General features: G+C 66.2%; 15 protein-coding genes and 1 tRNA gene. 9 read left to right on the forward strand and 7 right to left on the reverse strand.

Features of this window, described 5'->3' with window-relative positions:
- The first annotated feature begins 50 nt into the window (after window positions 1-50).
- The 7 genes from ACW178_RS06480 (at window position 51) to ACW178_RS06510 (ending at window position 4,730) form a co-directional block, all read left to right on the forward strand.
- Window positions 51-1,237, forward strand: a protein-coding gene (locus ACW178_RS06480) for an IS3 family transposase (protein WP_433935296.1) whose coding sequence is annotated in 2 segments (ribosomal slippage) — window positions 51-312 and window positions 312-1,237 — 1,188 coding nt in all. Because the reading frame shifts where the segments join, the coding sequence is not laid out codon by codon here.
- A 20-nt stretch (window positions 1,238-1,257) separates the two neighbouring features.
- The gene (locus tag ACW178_RS06485) at window positions 1,258-1,734 is read left to right on the forward strand and encodes a hypothetical protein (protein WP_492024982.1); all 477 of its coding nucleotides are present in this window, start codon (window positions 1,258-1,260) and stop codon (window positions 1,732-1,734) included.
- Window positions 1,735-2,068: 334 nt separating this feature from the next.
- Window positions 2,069-2,842, forward strand: coding sequence for an SDR family oxidoreductase (locus ACW178_RS06490; protein ID WP_492024983.1), 774 nt, complete (start codon window positions 2,069-2,071; stop codon window positions 2,840-2,842).
- Between the two features lie 5 nt (window positions 2,843-2,847).
- Window positions 2,848-3,246, forward strand: a complete 399-nt coding sequence (folB, locus tag ACW178_RS06495; RefSeq protein WP_444572290.1) for a dihydroneopterin aldolase — start codon at window positions 2,848-2,850, stop codon at window positions 3,244-3,246.
- Between the two features lie 79 nt (window positions 3,247-3,325).
- Window positions 3,326-3,991 (forward strand): DUF4870 family protein, encoded by a 666-nt coding sequence (locus ACW178_RS06500; protein WP_492024984.1) that lies wholly within the window; start codon window positions 3,326-3,328, stop codon window positions 3,989-3,991.
- A 10-nt stretch (window positions 3,992-4,001) separates the two neighbouring features.
- Window positions 4,002-4,385 carry a hypothetical protein gene (locus ACW178_RS06505; protein ID WP_191555275.1) on the forward strand — a complete coding sequence of 128 codons (384 nt, stop codon included), beginning with the start codon at window positions 4,002-4,004 and terminating at the stop codon, window positions 4,383-4,385.
- A gap of 60 nt (window positions 4,386-4,445) precedes the next feature.
- Window positions 4,446-4,730 carry a GNAT family N-acetyltransferase gene (locus ACW178_RS06510; protein WP_492024985.1) on the forward strand — a complete coding sequence of 95 codons (285 nt, stop codon included), beginning with the start codon at window positions 4,446-4,448 and terminating at the stop codon, window positions 4,728-4,730.
- Window positions 4,731-4,750: 20 nt separating this feature from the next.
- Here the strand turns inward: ACW178_RS06510 and ACW178_RS06515 are convergent, their stop codons facing one another.
- The 6 genes from ACW178_RS06515 to msrA all read right to left on the reverse strand — a co-directional run bounded on the left by ACW178_RS06515 (window position 4,751) and on the right by msrA (window position 12,411).
- Window positions 4,751-5,068, reverse strand: a complete 318-nt coding sequence (locus ACW178_RS06515; protein WP_054764965.1) for a hypothetical protein — start codon at window positions 5,066-5,068, stop codon at window positions 4,751-4,753.
- Window positions 5,069-5,193: 125 nt separating this feature from the next.
- On the reverse strand, window positions 5,194-7,158 hold the full coding sequence (gene mdoH, locus ACW178_RS06520; RefSeq protein ID WP_492024986.1) for a glucans biosynthesis glucosyltransferase MdoH: 1,965 nt from the start codon (window positions 7,156-7,158) through the stop codon (window positions 5,194-5,196).
- A 150-nt stretch (window positions 7,159-7,308) separates the two neighbouring features.
- A complete protein-coding gene (locus ACW178_RS06525; RefSeq protein WP_492024987.1) occupies window positions 7,309-9,156 on the reverse strand; it encodes an acyltransferase family protein in 1,848 nt (615 codons plus the stop codon).
- A gap of 57 nt (window positions 9,157-9,213) precedes the next feature.
- Window positions 9,214-10,230 (reverse strand): FkbM family methyltransferase, encoded by a 1,017-nt coding sequence (locus ACW178_RS06530; RefSeq protein ID WP_492024988.1) that lies wholly within the window; start codon window positions 10,228-10,230, stop codon window positions 9,214-9,216.
- Window positions 10,231-10,322: 92 nt separating this feature from the next.
- On the reverse strand, window positions 10,323-11,654 hold the full coding sequence (hglS, locus tag ACW178_RS06535; protein WP_492024989.1) for a 2-oxoadipate dioxygenase/decarboxylase HglS: 1,332 nt from the start codon (window positions 11,652-11,654) through the stop codon (window positions 10,323-10,325).
- Window positions 11,655-11,760: 106 nt separating this feature from the next.
- Window positions 11,761-12,411 carry a peptide-methionine (S)-S-oxide reductase MsrA gene (msrA, locus tag ACW178_RS06540; protein WP_054764969.1) on the reverse strand — a complete coding sequence of 217 codons (651 nt, stop codon included), beginning with the start codon at window positions 12,409-12,411 and terminating at the stop codon, window positions 11,761-11,763.
- 138 nt (window positions 12,412-12,549) lie between these two features.
- Between msrA and ACW178_RS06545 the strand changes: the two genes are divergently transcribed.
- Window positions 12,550-12,639, forward strand: a tRNA-Ser gene (locus ACW178_RS06545).
- A gap of 102 nt (window positions 12,640-12,741) precedes the next feature.
- Window positions 12,742-13,893, forward strand: a complete 1,152-nt coding sequence (locus tag ACW178_RS06550; protein ID WP_492024990.1) for a DUF6538 domain-containing protein — start codon at window positions 12,742-12,744, stop codon at window positions 13,891-13,893.
- On the opposite strand, the gene ACW178_RS06555 is transcribed toward ACW178_RS06550, so the two are convergent.
- A protein-coding gene (locus tag ACW178_RS06555; protein ID WP_112862666.1) for an IS5 family transposase occupies window positions 13,781-14,538 on the reverse strand; the annotation gives its coding sequence in 2 pieces (ribosomal slippage) (window positions 13,781-14,217 and window positions 14,217-14,538; 759 coding nt in all). The genes ACW178_RS06550 and ACW178_RS06555 overlap by 113 nt on opposite strands.
- Window positions 14,539-14,617 lie beyond the last annotated feature (79 nt).

The raw sequence follows: 14,617 nt of genomic DNA on the forward strand, positions 1-14,617 counted from the left end.
GAATTTCCTCCACGTGGAGCTAGAGTCCGGCCCTTGAAAGGACGGACGGAATGAAACGAGCGAGATTCACGGAAGAGCAGATCATCGGGATCCTGCGGGAGAACGAGGCCGGCGCCAAAGCGGGCGAGCTGGCGCGCAAGCACGGCGTGTCGGAAGGCACGATCTACGCCTGGAAAGCCAAGTTCGGCGGGATGAGCGTGTCGGACGCCCAGCGCCTGCGCGCCCTGGAAGATGAGAACGGAAAGCTGAAGCGCCTGCTGGCCGACGCCATGCTCGACAAGGCGGCGCTGAACGATCTGCTCTCAAAAAAGTGGTAGGGCCCGCGGCGATGCGCCAGGCCGTCGCCCATGTGAAGGCGACGTTCGGCGTCAGCGAGCGGCGGGCCTGCTCCATCATCAAGGCCGACCGCAAATCGGTGCGCTATCGCTCTTGCCGCCCGCCAGACACGGCGCTGCGGGAGCGGCTGCGCGCCCTGGCTGTCGAGCGGCGACGGTTCGGTTATCGCCGGCTGTTCGTGCTGCTGCGACGTGAAGGCGAGCCTTCGGGCAAGAACCGGATTTACCGGCTCTATCGCGAGGAAGGCCTGACGGTGCGCAAGCGCCGCTCACGCCGTCGGGCCATCGGCACGCGGGCGCCGATCCTGGTCGAGGCCAGGCCGAACGCCCGCTGGTCGCTGGACTTTGTGCACGACCAGTTCGCCACGGGCCGCCGCTTCCGCATTCTCAACGTGGTCGACGACGTCACCCGCGAGTGCCTGGCGGCGATCCCCGACACCTCGATCTCGGGACGCCGGGTCGCGCGTGAGCTGACAGCGCTGATCGCTCGGCGGGGCTGTCCTGCCATGATCGTCAGCGACAACGGCACGGAGTTCACGTCCACGGCCATCCTGGCCTGGGCGCAGGATCATGGCGTCGACTGGCACTACATCGCGCCGGGCAAGCCGACCCAGAACGGGTTTGTGGAATCCTTCAACGGCCGGATGCGCGACGAACTGCTCAACGAGAGCCTGTTTTTCAGTCTGGATCACGCCCGCCAGAAGGTCGCTGCCTGGGCGCTGGACTACAATACCCGCCGGCCGCACTCGTCTATCGGCTACCTCACCCCGGAGGCTTTTGCCGCCAGTCTGACCGCAACAGGCCGACCCGCTGCGCAGGATGAAAGCTGCGCGGTCCGGCCTGTTGCTCATCCCACGCTGCGAGGCGTAACTAACCCAAGGACTCTGGTCGCCGCTGGATGAAAATTCAGAGGCACGTCACCGTGCTCTTCCTGTTCGACAACGATGGTGCCGGGCGCAAAGCGCACCGGAACATCTGCGGCGTCGCTCCACCTGCGGACATCTGCGCCGTTTCGGAGAAGCTGGGCGTCTGGCTGCTGCCGCAATCGTCAGAGAACGCGGATTTCGCCAAAGCGCACGGAATTCGGCCAGAGCAGCTCTTCTTCACCTCCGAGTTCCTCTACCCTGCTAAATTGGCTGCGGAACTGTGCCTGGATGTCATCGGGACGGAAGAAGCGGAGGCGTCGCGCACCAGCATCCACGACAACTACCACAAGTCGCTGTCGCAATCGTCCGCCGCACCCCTTCGTGCCGCAGAGCCGGGTTCGGTTGACTGGTTCTTCGCGCGAGGCGTGCCCAACTCTTTCAAGGGGCGCTTCGCGGTCCGCGCGGAGAAGTCGCTCCCGCAGGACCAGGTCGATAGCGTTGCCGCGGCAGCATGGAGCTTCCTCACTTCCTAGCTATAGGCACCGGGACCGGCTGGCGCTCGCGAACAGGCGCGCGGTCGCCGCGTCCCGCGCGCTGCGAAGGCCCGAAGACAGCGCGCTTCCCTCACGCCATATGCCAAGGCCGTCTTCTTGAACGAAGTCCCCCACGAGAGAACAGCTGCCTAACACTCAGCGGACCTCGCCAACGTATCCGACGAGTCAACTTCAGCCCCCCATCCCCGCTTGAACCCCGCCCCGCCTGCCTCTAAGCCTTGGGGAAACAGGAGGATCACCATGCTGGCTCTCGGCATCATCTTCGGCTTCATCGCCGTCATGGCCCTGATGAACTTGGTCGAGTTCGGTCGGGTTGACTGAAGTCCCGGCGGCTTCGGGCGCTTCTGCGGCGCGGGGCGTCGCCCTGGTCACGGGCGGGGCGCGGCGGATCGGGCGGGCCATATGTCTGACCCTGGCCAGGGCCGGGTTCGATGTGGCCATCCATCATCACGCCTCGGGCGAGGCGGCGCGGGATCTGGCCGAGGCGATCGGCGGCCTGGGGCGGCGCGCCTGTCTGTTGCAGGCCGATCTGACGGACGAGGCGCGGGTGCGGGCCCTGGTCCCGGCGGCGGCCGAGGCCCTGGGGCCGGTCACAGCGCTGATCAACAACGCCTCGGTGTTCGAGGACGACCGGATCGGCGGCCTGACGCGCGACAGCTGGGACAAGCATCTGGAGACCAATCTGCGGGCGCCGATCGTTCTGGCCGAGGCCTTTGCGGCCCAGACGGTGGAAGGGGCGATCGTCAATCTGCTGGACCAGAAGGTGCTGAAGCCCGATCCGCGCTTCTTCTCCTACAGCCTGTCGCGAAATGGGCTGTGGTGGGCGACCCAGACCCTGGCCCAGGCCCTGGCGCCGGGCATTCGGGTCAACGGCGTGGGGCCGGGGCCGACCCTGCCGTCGATCCATCAGACCCCCGAGGAATTCGCCGCCGAGGCGCGCGCCACCCTGTTGCAGACGCCCGGCAGCCCGGAGGCGGTGGCCGAGGCCGTGCTGTGGCTCATTGACGCGCGGATGGTGACGGGCCAGATGATCGCCGTCGATGGGGGCCAGCATCTGGCCTGGCGCACCCCGGACATCCAGGAGTAGGTCGCGTGGTTCAGTCGTCGTCGGTGTCGCCGTTTCCGGCGGACGAACCGCTGCGCTGCGAGCGGCTGAGCGTCTTCGTGCGCGGGCTGGAGGTTCAGGCGGGGATCGGGGTCTATGACCACGAACAGGGGCGGCTTCAGACCCTGGTGATCGACGTGACCCTGGAGCTGGAGCCCCGGCCGATCGAGCGGCTGGGCGACACCATCAACTATGAGACCGTCGCCGAGGCCGCGCGCGCCATCGCCGCCGAGGGCCATGTGGGACTGGTGGAGACCTTCGCCGACCGGCTGGCGCGGGCCTGTCTGGAGGATCGGCGGGTGATGCGGGCCAGGGTGCGGATCGAAAAGCCCGGCGCCCTTTCGGCCGTGATCGCGCCGGGATGCGAGATCGTTCTGGCGCGATAGGTTGCGTCCGCCCGCCTGGGCGGCCATTGTCCTTAACAGTCCAGCCGTCTCGGCGGCGCGAGAGAAGCGTATCCTGTCCATGGCCGAACCCGGCGATCCGCAAGGCTCAGAGTCCGCACAGCCCCAGGCCGCGTCCGACGATCAGGATCACGACGCCCTGGTCGGCTTCGTCTCGGCGGCTTCGCTGGCGGGGCGGCGCCGGGAGCCGGAGGCGACGCCGCCTGCGCCGGTCGCCGCGCCGACCAGGGCCGAAACCGTGACGCCGGCCCCTGAGCGCGAAGCCGATCTGTTCGATCCGCCCGAGCCCCAGCCCGTTGCGGCGCCCGCCCCCGCCCAGCCGGGGCCCTTCGAACGGTCGGCCCGGCCCGGCCCGGTGGACGCCCTGCGCGACAGTCTGGGGCGACGAAAGGAACAGCCGCCCGCGCCGATGAGCCTTTACGCCGTCTATGTGCTGATCCTTCTGGCGGTGCCGACCCTGGGGGTTTCGGCGGTGCTGGCCCTGTTGGCCGTGACCGGGCGCGACGGGCCGGAGGAGCGGCTGGCCGCCAGCCACTTCCTGTATCAGCGGCGCACCCTGTGGATCGCCGCCGGGGCGGTGGTGCTGGGCGGTCTGCTGGTGATCGTCAATATCGGCGTCTTCGTCCTGTTCCTCTTAGCCCTGTGGGTGTTGGCGCGGGGCGTCTTCGGCGTGATGCGTCTGAAGGCCGGGCGGCCGATCGACCGCCCGCGCAGCTGGCTGTTCTGAAAGGACGACCATGACGACCGAACCCAACTTCACCCCCGGCCAGGAGCCGGAAGGCAAGGTCGGCGCCCTGATCGCCTGGGCCCTGTTCATCCTGTCCATCCCCAGCGCCAATGTGCTGGTCCTGGTCGGGCTGGTGGTCGCCTATGTGACGCGCGGCACGGCGGCGGGCGTGGCCCGCCAACACATCGACGCCCAGATCCGCCTGTTCTGGTCGGTCTTCTGGTGGACCATCGCCGCCTGGATCGGCATCGCCGTCAGCGCCCTGGCCTCGGTGGTGCTGATCGGCATTCCCTTCCTTCTGCTGTTCCTGCTGATCTGGTTCCTGCTCAGCGTCTGGTTCACGGTGAAGAGCGTGCTGGGCCTGATCAATCTGTTGCAGAACAAGCCGATCTGACGCACTCGCCGATGGAACGTCGCGGCGCCCCAAGCTGTTGAGGCTGAAAGGGAGTTGAGCATGGGACCGTTCACCGACGCCAGGGACGACAACCGCTTCGAACAGGTGTTCGACGGCGAGGGCGGAAGCGGACGGGTCTGGGCCGACTACGCCGTGCGCGGCGGGGCGCGGATGATCCTGCACGTCGAGGCGGACCAGCGCCTGCGCGGCTCCGGCGCCGCCGGGCGCTTCATGCAGGCGATGGCCGAATATGCACGCGAACAGGGGCTGAAACTGTTCCCCCAGTGCAGCTACGCCGTGGCCTGGCACAAGCGCCACCCCGATTACGACGACGTCCTGGCCTAGAAGGCGGACGGGGGCCGTAATCAGCCCAGACGGCCCACGATCGTGCGTATGGTCTCGGCCCGTGTCGGCAGATCGGCGGCGATACGCGTGGCGACTTCTCGAACGCCGACCGGATAGGCGTCGCCGCCCGAGGCGATGTCCTTGGCCTTTTGCGCCGCCTGGGTCAGCAGTTTTTCGAACTGGTCGATCTCTTCCAGGGCCAGGGCATGCGCCTCCATCTGCAGGCGCTTAACGCGCTCGGCCGTGGTCTCGGGCGCGCGCATCAGGTCATAGACGGCCGCCTCGGTCCCGACGATGCGCAGCTCGGGCTTGGAATCGGCGCTGGTCTTCTTGGTCATGGAATCGGTCCTCAGCAGAGCTGATGACTGAAGATGATCAAGACCGAGCCCTGCGTCGAGCGTGGCTGTAGCGGTTATGACGGTTCTGTGGCCGTCCTGCATCGGTCGGGCGGATAGAGCGGGGCTTACAGCTCCGGCGCGCGGGCGGGGACCATGGCCGGGGCTGCGACCGGGGCCAGGACGCCGCCGGCGACCGCGCGCAGGGGCGAACGGGGCGTGTGCAGCACGGCCGGATTGACGCTGACGCCGTCCTGGGCCGGGGTGACCAGGAAGCCCTTCTTGGCCAGGGCGTCGCCCGAACGGACGCGCGAGGTCCAGACCGCGATGGGGGCTGCCAGCAGCAGCGGCAGGACGATGGGGGCGAACCAGGTGGCAAGGTCGGGCCGGACGCACAGGGGCGCGATGAAGCCCACGCCGGCGACCATCTGCCAGCGCATGGCGCGGAAGGCGTCGGACCAGGCCAGGCCGTCGGCCTCGCGCTGCTGGGTGGTCCAGCCGGTGTCGTGGCCGGACAGGATCTGGATGAAGGCCTTGGTGTTGGCGACCATCAGAATGGGGGCCAGGATGGCCGACAGGGCGATCTCGGCGGCCATGCCCTTGGCGATGGCGCGGCGTCCGCCGAAGGCGCGCCGCTCGGCCGGGCGGCTGAGCACCAGGGCGGCGCCCATGAATTTGGGCCCGATCAGCAGGACGCCGGACAGGAAGGAGGCCAGCATGAAGGGGGTGAACTGCGGGTTCAGGATGTAGAAGAAGCTGGTCCAGTCGACCGGATAGAACATCTGGATGAACAGGCCCACGATCAGCGAGGCCAGCCACAGGGGCGAGGACAGATAGGCCATGCAGCCCATGGCCAGCTGCAGGCGGCTCATCGGCGACAGGCCCTTGGCCGTGATCAGGCCCAGGTGCTGCAGATTGCCCTGGAACCAGCGGTGGTCACGGCGGATGAAGTCGGTGATCGACGGCGGGGTCTCTTCCCACGACCCGTCCAGGGCGGCGCTGACGTGGACGGCCCAGCCGGCGCGGCGCATCAGGGCGGCCTCGACCACGTCGTGGCTCATGATATGGCCGCCGAAGGGCTTCCTGCCCTTCAGGTGGGGCAGGCCGCAGCAGGCGGCGAAGGCGCGCGTGCGGATGATGGCGTTGTGGCCCCAGTAGCTGGATTCCGAACCGGTCCAGTAGGCTAGGCCCGCAGCGGCGACGCGGCCGTACAGGCGCACCGAATACTGCGACACGCGGGCGAAGATGGTGCGGGCCTTGATGATGACGGGGGCGGTCTGGATCAGGCCGACGCCGGGATTGCGCTCCATGGCGTCGACCATGCGCAGCAGGGTCTCGCCGGCCATGGTGCTGTCGGCGTCCAGGACGATCATAGTCTCATAGGCACCGCCGAAACGACGGACCCATTCGGCCAGATTGCCGGCCTTGCGCTCGGTGTTCTCGGTGCGGCGACGATAGAAGGTCTTGCAGCCGGCGGTCTGGCGGAAGGCCTGGAAGACCGAACGCTCGTCGGCGGCGGCCTCTTCCTTGGTCGAGTCGCTCAGCACGAAGATGTCGAAGGCCGAGGCGGCGCCCAGGCGCGTCAGCGAGGCGTCGATCATCGCCAGACGGGCGAAGGAGGCGCGGGCGTCCTCATTGTACAGCGGCATCAGCAGGGCCGTGCGCGTGCGCGGCAGGGCCGGGTGGGGGGCGAAGGCCAGATCGGCCTGATCCTTGCCGCGCAGCATGACGGCCAGGCCCATCAGGCCGCTGACGAACCAGCAGGAGATGGCGGTGATCAGCAGCATGAAGATGCCGAAGGCCAGGATCTCGGTCCCGTCCCAGCCCTTGCGGGCGTAGAGATAGAAGGGAGCGATGGCGGACAGGCCGGTCAGGACCAGGGTGCCGGCCAGCAGCATCAGCCGGCGCAGGCCGACCGCGCGCGGGGAGGTGGCGGGAACGCCCTCGGCGACGGCCTCGGGCGCGCTCAGGGACTGAACCGGCATGGCCAGCGGCGCCTCGTCGGGCAGCCAGGACCAGGCCGGGCCCTGCGGCGCCGGGTTCAGGGTCTCGATTTCAGCCTGTTCGACAGGCCGGATCGCCAGCTTGTTCATGCCGCTCTGGACGCCCCCGTGTTGACCATCCGCGCTTCCGAAGGCAGGAAGGCGGTGCGCGCTGCATCGCAGCACGACCCCTATAGTCGATCACATTCGCGCGATTTTCAATCACGCAATGTTGATAGGGGCGAAAAATTCGGGGTTTTTTTACTCCCCCGGCGCCGCGACCTGGGCGACGGACCCACCAGACGGGGATTTTCCCGCTTCCTGCAACAACTTGCGATCCAGCAGCCAGGCGGCGACGCCGACCCAGCCGACCAGCACCAGGGCATAGGCCCGCTCCCACCAGCCGACGTTGGCGTCATTGACCGTGCCGGGAAAGACCATGTGTTTTGTAACAACGGTCAGGCACGCCATGATGACAAAGATGGCGGTCAGGAAGATTTTAAGCCGGGGCAGATCCCGGCGCGACGCAAGACCCCAGAGCAGCAGCACCGGCGCCAGCTGAATGCCCAAGGCCAGGTTGATGACCATGTGGCGCGGGTCCGGCCAGGGGTAGAGGGTCGAGGCCGACATGCCCGCCCCGGCCAGGACAAAGGCCGCCGCGATCACGGCGCCCGCGATCCGCTTCTCCGTCAGGGCGTAGACGGCCAGGCCGAAGCCGATCCCCGCCACGCCCGCCATTATGCCGGCGATGAAGACGCCGCCGTTGAAGATGATCGGCGCCTGGGCCGTCGAACCGCCCAGCTCGCTCAGATACTGGGTGGCGTTGTCGAAGCCGGGATAGGCGGCGATGGCGGCCGCCACCACCGTCAGGGCCAGGAGCGGCGCGGCGATCCCGACGGCCAGCAGGCGACGACGGCGGTGATAACGGGCGGCGGGACGTCGCAAGGCCTCCAGATCCAGCGGCCAGGGCCGTCCGCCGGCGGGCTTCAGACCCCACAGAGGACGGATGGCGGGGATGCGCTTTACGACCTCATAGACGGCGAAACTGCCCAGGAAGGTGATCAAGAGCAGGGACAGGGCCTCCAGCCCTGCCGGCAGATGGGCAGGACGAATGATCCAGACCGCCGCCACCAGGATGGTCTGGTGCGCCAGATAGAGGGGGAAGGTCGCCTCGGTCAGGTATTTCAGCACCGGTCCGCCGCGCGACCGAAGATGTCTGCTGCCGAAGCCCAGGATGGCGACGATCGTCGCCCACTGGTCCAGGCCATAGACCATGGCCTTGGGCACGCCCCAGAAGGCCCGCCCGCCCGGATGCCAGACCTGGGCCATCATGACCGGCAGGGCGACCGCGGCCAGACCCAGGGCGACCCAGCGATACCGCTCCATGTCGCGCCAGATCGTCTCGCGCCCGACGATGCAGAAGCCGAAGACGAAGGCCCCCAGCGACAGGGCGTGATTGTACCAGTCCCAGTGCAGGATGTTCGTCACCCCGAACCAGGGGAACAGCAGGATGCGGATGGCGATCAGGTAGAGGATCGGCAGGATCAGCACCCGCGGTCCCGCCAGCGCCTTCTCCAGCCACGCGCCCATCTGGTCGATCAGGCCCGGCCGACGCCACAGCAGCACGGTGACGACGCTGTAGGCGGCGATATAGACGATGAACCACAGGTGGTTGACCGGAACCCCGTCGGCCAGGCCGCTCCAGCTGAACTCATGCACCATCCAGGCGGCGAAACCGGCCAGGCCGCTGGGCCAGCCGGCCTTGTCCATCGCCTCGATCCACGACTGGATCGGCACCAGGATCACGGCGCCGAACAGCAGGGGCGGGACCAGTCGCGCGAACCGGGCGCGCGCCACCTCGCGCGGACTGCGCCGGAAGGTCATGAACCGCAGCGCCGCCCCTGACACCAGGAACAGCAGGGTCAGCCGCCAGGGATTGGTGATCAATATGGCTTCGCGCATCCACTCGAAGGTGTGGACGCTGTGCACGTGCCAGCCATAGACCCCGTAGACCAGGCCGACATGATACAGGATCAGCAGGCCAAAGGCCCCGACCCGGATCCAGTCCAGATCATAGCGGCGCGTGGACGAGGGAGCAGAGGGGGGCACGGCCGCGTCTATGATCCGGTGCGCGGCGTCAGGCAATACGGCGGATGGTCTCGATCTTTAAGCTGAGGGACGAGCCAGGATGTCGATGTGATGCACGCCCGATCGTTCAAAGGCATCTACGATCACTCGCTTGTCCTGTGAGAACTCACCCACGCCGTGACCATCAATAACGGCCAGTTCGTAGCCTTGTCCGACCAGCCAAGTGAGGTAGGCGTCTCCGCCTTCGTGGATGCCTGTGTGCGAGTACTCGCTCACGATCACGGGATGATCGCGAGAAATGACACGATGAGCGCCTTTCAATGCTCTCAACTCCGCTCCCTCGACGTCGATCTTCAAGAAATCGATTCGACGATCGCCGACAATCGCATCAATCGGCTGGGCAGGTACGATCTCGCTGAGCATCAGCGATGCTAGATCATCACTCAGATCGCTGACGGTCCCGTTTGAATAGGATGTGTTTAAAACCAGAATCCCCGCGTGGGTGTGCGCCGCGACATTGTGAATTTCTATCTGATTGAAGTCGTTCGCACGGCGGCTGGCTTCCAGAAGGCGCACATTGCGTCTGTTCGGTTCAATGGCGATGACGTGGCCTGAGGGGCCAACAATTGATGCTGCCAAGATGCTGAAGAAGCCGATATTGGCTCCCACATCCAATACGCAAGATCCAGAAGAGAGATAGTGCCGAAACACCGACTGCACATGATCCTCGTAGCTTCCTGCCGCCACGAAGGCCCCGACCGATAAGTCGTCAGGTGACGTGTAGATTTGAAAATCGGGATATTCCGTACGTATAAGTTTATCCGCCTCTTCAGACGCCATCAGCTTCCGATTTGAGAACTCGGCGGAATGCAGATAGCTTCGGACGACGTCAGTTAACCGACCTCCCGCCATCGAGGTATGCCCTGGCCATTCTTCTGGATTGGGCGCTCGACCTAAGATCAGCCTGAAGCAATAGGCAATGTCTTCTATAGTGGCGACGTCATAATCAAGGTGGCGTACTTTATCGTACAATGCGCGACGCTCTTGGTTGTCTGCGTCAAGGCGGATAACCTCGGCGTCCAAGCTTTGAGACATCAACACATTCTCCGAGAAGGCCGGCAAAATCGGGGCGAGGCGGTCCCGAGTTCTCCGGCAGATTGATTTGAATACGTAACTAGCTGTAGTCGTTAATGCAATCGAGCTGTCACCGGTGCGGATTGTAAAGCCTTCAGCGTCGCGGCGATCGAGGCCTCCTGCTCCGCCTGATAGAGCGCCATCTCATCCAGCACCGAACGGCCCAGGGCCTTTTCGAAATCGGCCTTGGCCGGGTCGACGGCATAGGCTTCGCGCACCTCGGCCCCGAGGTTGGACTGGAAGATGCCGGCCGCGCTGACGGGCAGGAAGTCCTCGTAGGTGATCGGCTCCGCGACGACGTGTCCCAGGGCGATCAGGGCCTCCAGATCGGCGGTTTCGGCGCGGGCCGCCAGGCCCTGGGGCGTCGCGCGATAGCGGAACCAGGCCAGGCCGTCCCGGCGCAGGGCCGTCCAGTCGTCGGGCAGGGCCGAGAAGTCCTTGTTCGCCAGGGCCGCATCGTACAGGGCCCGGCCGACAGGGGTCAGGGCGCAGCCGCGCTGTTCGATCTCGCCGAAGCGGGCGGTGTGGACGCCCTGGGTCGTCCCGTCCGCGTCGGGGAAGGCGATGGCCTCCTGCAAGGCTTTGAAACTGGTCTGGCGCAACAGGATGGCGCAGGCGCGGTCGGGCGGACCCTCGATCGTCTCCTTGGGCGTGATGCCGCGTTCGGGCATGGCGGCCTGGGCGGCGTCGATGTCGAGCGTGCGCGGGGTCAGGTGGTTGATGTGCGGTCCCTTGAAGCTGACCACGTCGGCGATCAGCCGGTGGGCGGCGACCAGCCGCTCATAGGTTGGTGCGCTGACCGTCGCCTGGGCGTGCCAGCGGAAGGTCTCCAGCAGCTCGGAGACGAACCGGTCGGCCTGAGCCTCGTCTAGGCCGCCGACGGTCTCGGCCGTTTCGATCAGGGCGCGGGCGCCGGGGGTGAAGATGTCGCGCCGGGCCAGGGCGGCGGCCGCCTCCGCCCTCAGGGCCAAGTCCTCGATCAGCTCCAGCCGCAGCAGGGAGCAGAAGACCCGGAACGGATTGCGCGCCAGGGCCGCCGGATCGACCGGGCGGAAGGCCGTCGAATGGACCGGCACCCCGGCGGGCGCCAGATTGTAGTAGCTGACCGGCGCCATGCCCATGACGGCGAAGGCGCGGGCGATGGTGGCCAGTTCATCGGCCGTGCCGACGCGGATGGCGCCGTGACGTTCTTCGGACAGCCGCGCCAGTTCGCCGGCTGCGGCCAGCCGGTCCGCCCCCGCCGGATCGGCCTTCAAGGCCTCGGCGTTGACCTCGGCCACCAGGGTCAGCAGCTCCCCGTACTGAGGCACCTCCGCTCGGTACATGGCCGACAACGCGGCCGAGAAACGGCTGCGGATCTCATCGGGATGGACGAAGGCGGACATGGCGGCTCTCCCTTGGGCGTTTTCGGCTTCCCTACGCCTGTCCGCCGCCGACGCCTAGCCGGAGGCGGACAGGACATTTCGCCCGACCGTCATCCAAGGACGTCGGTCAGGCCCTCACGCCGATCCCGATCGGACAGACCACGCCGGTGCCGCCGATGCCGCAATAGCCGGCCGGATTCTTGGCCAGATAGCCCTGGTGATAACCCTCGGCGTAATAGTATTCGCCGGCAGGCTGAATCTCGGTGGTGATGGCGCCGCGCCCGGCCGCGGTCAGGGCCGCCTGATAGGCGTCACGCGACGCCTCGGCCTCGCGCTGCTGATCGTCGTTCAGAGTGTAGATGGCGGACCGATAGGTGGTGCCGACGTCATTCCCCTGGCGCATGCCCTGGGTCGGGTCGTGGTTTTCCCAGAAAGCCTTAAGCAGGTCGCCGTAGGTTATGACCGACGGGTCAAACACCACCTTGACCACCTCGGCATGCCCGGTCCGGCCGGTGCAGGTCTCCTCATAGGTCGGATTGGGCGTGATTCCGCCCGAATAGCCGGCCGACGTCACCCAGACGCCCGGCAGGGACCAGAAGACCCGCTCCACGCCCCAGAAACAGCCCATGCCGAAGATCGCCGTTTCAAAACCCTCGGGATAGGGCCCCTTCAGCGGATGGCCGCTGACGAAATGGGTTTCGTCCGTCGCCAGGGGCTCGGCGCGTCCGGGCAGGGCGGTCTCGGCGGTGGGCAGTTCGGCGGTCTTGGTCAGCAGCATGGGGTTCCCCAATAAGGAAAATGTCGTCCGCCCCCATATGGGGACGTCACAGGCGCTTGCCGAGGGGGCCATGGTGTTCTATCAGGCCCGCCTCCCGCCGGATCGACCTCCGGCGGCGCGCACGAGCTGGCGTGAAACGGACAGGTGGCGGAGTGGTCGATCGCGCACGCTTGGAAAGCGTGTGTAGGTGAAAGCCTACCGAGGGTTCGAATCCCTCTCTGTCCGCCACGGTGTTACAAGCTCTTGATCTGAAAGAGTTTGTTGGAAAATCAGTCACTTACAATCGTTAGGGGCCGAATGTCTGCTACACTCGATACGGAGAGAGCAGACGTGTTGACTGGCCTTCTAAGGCGCGATGGCGGGCGGTATTCCACGCGCCGCGTCATCCCCAAAGACCTCCGCCCGGCCTATGGCGGCAAGGAAGTAATCGTCAAAGCGCTAGGGACGGCGGACCCGGCCGAGGCCAAGCGGCTCCATGTCGCCCTTTGGGCCGCTCAGGATCGGGAGTTCGCTGAGGCGCGGGCTGCTATGGCCGCAGCCGAGAAGGCCCCCACCGTCGAAACCAAGGCAGCGACCAAGCCCATAGACATAGACGCCTATGCGGCGCGGGCGCTTGTCGGCCTGCGGAAGAAGCGGGCGGCATACCTCGCGGCTGGGCGTCTGGAAGACTTCAACCTTGAGGCCCGCGAAGGGCTGGAAACCTATCAGGCTATCCTCGACGGCGGCGATGCCGTGGGCCTGTCATTGTCTGAGGCTGAGGGGATGCGGGTGGCGACGCTGGCGATCCTCACAGGCGAAGGCGCGGCGGCCCTTGCTGCGGCTCCCGCCGTCAAGCCCACAGCATCCGGCGGTCCCCGCGTCCCGCTCGCTGATGTGCTGGACAAATGGAAGGCCGAGCGGATACCGCAGCCGAGAACGGTGCGGGACCTGACGCGGACGGTTAAGCGGTTCGAGGCCGTCGTCGGCAAGCTGGCGATCCAAGATGTGACCAAGCAGCATGTCATAGCGTTCAAAGACGCCCTGTTAGCCGAAGGTAAAACGCCGGGAAATATCAACGTCATCATCCCCTTCTTAGGGACGCTGTTCAACTACGCCGTGGACAATGACCTGATCCCCGCGAACCCCGCCAAAGGGATCAAGGTTGCCGACAAGAGGCGGGCCAAAGATAAACGGCTGCACTTTGATCGCGATGAACTCAAGGCCATGTTCAGCGGCCCCGTTCATATAGATAGCGCTCGTCCCGTCGGAGGTGGTGGCGAAGCAGCGTATTGGCTCCCGCTGTTGGCGCTTTACACGGGCGCTCGTCAGACTGAACTTGGGCAGCTTCACCCCGATGATGTCTATGAAGAAGCCTATCTAGGCTCAGGACTCATAGCCAGAACAGCACTGTGGCGGCGAGGGCTATGGCGGACAGGAAGACGGTCGGGCAGCGATCGTAGCGAGTGGCGACCCGTCGCCAGTCTTTCAGGCGGCCAAACATGATTTCGATCCGGTTTCGCCGCTTGTAGCGTCGCTTGTCGTAGCGGATGGGTTCGGTCCGGGATTTGCGGCCAGGGATGCACGGCGTGATCCCCCTGGCCTGCAAGGCGTCCCGGAACCAGTCGGCGTCGTAGCCCCGGTCCCCCAGCAGCCACTGGGCGCGGGGCAGACTGTCCACGAGAGCGGCAGCGCCGATGTAGTCGCTGACCTGACCCGCTGTCATGAAGAGGCTGATGGGCCTTCCGTTGACGTCTGTCACGGCGTGAAGCTTGGTGTTCATGCCGCCTTTCGTGCGTCCGATCAGCCGCCCGAGGCCCCCTTTTTTACCGCGAGGCTCGAAGCCGTGCGGTGCGCCTTCAGATAGGTCGCGTCGATCATGACAGTCCGACGTTCGGTCTGGGCGCCGGACAGGCCCTCCATCATCCGGACGAAGACGCCCGCCTCGCTCCACCGCTTCCAGCGATTGTAGAGCGTCTTGTGCGGCCCATAGGCCGACGGCGCATCCCGCCAGCGCAGGCCGTTGCGGTTGACGAAGATGATCCCGCTCAATACCCGGCGGTCGTCAACGCGCGGCTTGCCGTGGCTCTTGGGGAAGAAGGGCTCCAGCCGAGCCATCTGCTCGTCCGTCAGCCAATACAGGTCGCTCATATCCAGACTCCTCAGGAGCCTGAATCAGATCGCACGCCTCACTTCAATGGGTCCTGAGCCTAGACGAAGAAGGCGGCGA

This window comes from Brevundimonas sp. AVps4 (genome assembly GCF_058681525.1).

Bases quoted from the DNA above. Each gene is read 5' to 3' on its own strand.
- ACW178_RS06500 (WP_492024984.1), top strand. From the start codon at position 3,326: ATGGCCGAACCCGGCGATCCGCAAGGCTCAGAGTCCGCACAGCCCCAG.
- ACW178_RS06505 (WP_191555275.1), top strand. From the start codon at position 4,002: ATGACGACCGAACCCAACTTCACCCCCGGCCAGGAGCCGGAAGGCAAG.
- ACW178_RS06510 (WP_492024985.1), top strand. From the start codon at position 4,446: ATGGGACCGTTCACCGACGCCAGGGACGACAACCGCTTCGAACAGGTG.
- ACW178_RS06515 (WP_054764965.1), bottom strand. From the start codon at position 5,068: ATGACCAAGAAGACCAGCGCCGATTCCAAGCCCGAGCTGCGCATCGTC.
- mdoH (WP_492024986.1), bottom strand. From the start codon at position 7,158: ATGAACAAGCTGGCGATCCGGCCTGTCGAACAGGCTGAAATCGAGACC.
- ACW178_RS06530 (WP_492024988.1), bottom strand. From the start codon at position 10,230: ATGTCTCAAAGCTTGGACGCCGAGGTTATCCGCCTTGACGCAGACAAC.
- hglS (WP_492024989.1), bottom strand. From the start codon at position 11,654: ATGTCCGCCTTCGTCCATCCCGATGAGATCCGCAGCCGTTTCTCGGCC.
- msrA (WP_054764969.1), bottom strand. From the start codon at position 12,411: ATGCTGCTGACCAAGACCGCCGAACTGCCCACCGCCGAGACCGCCCTG.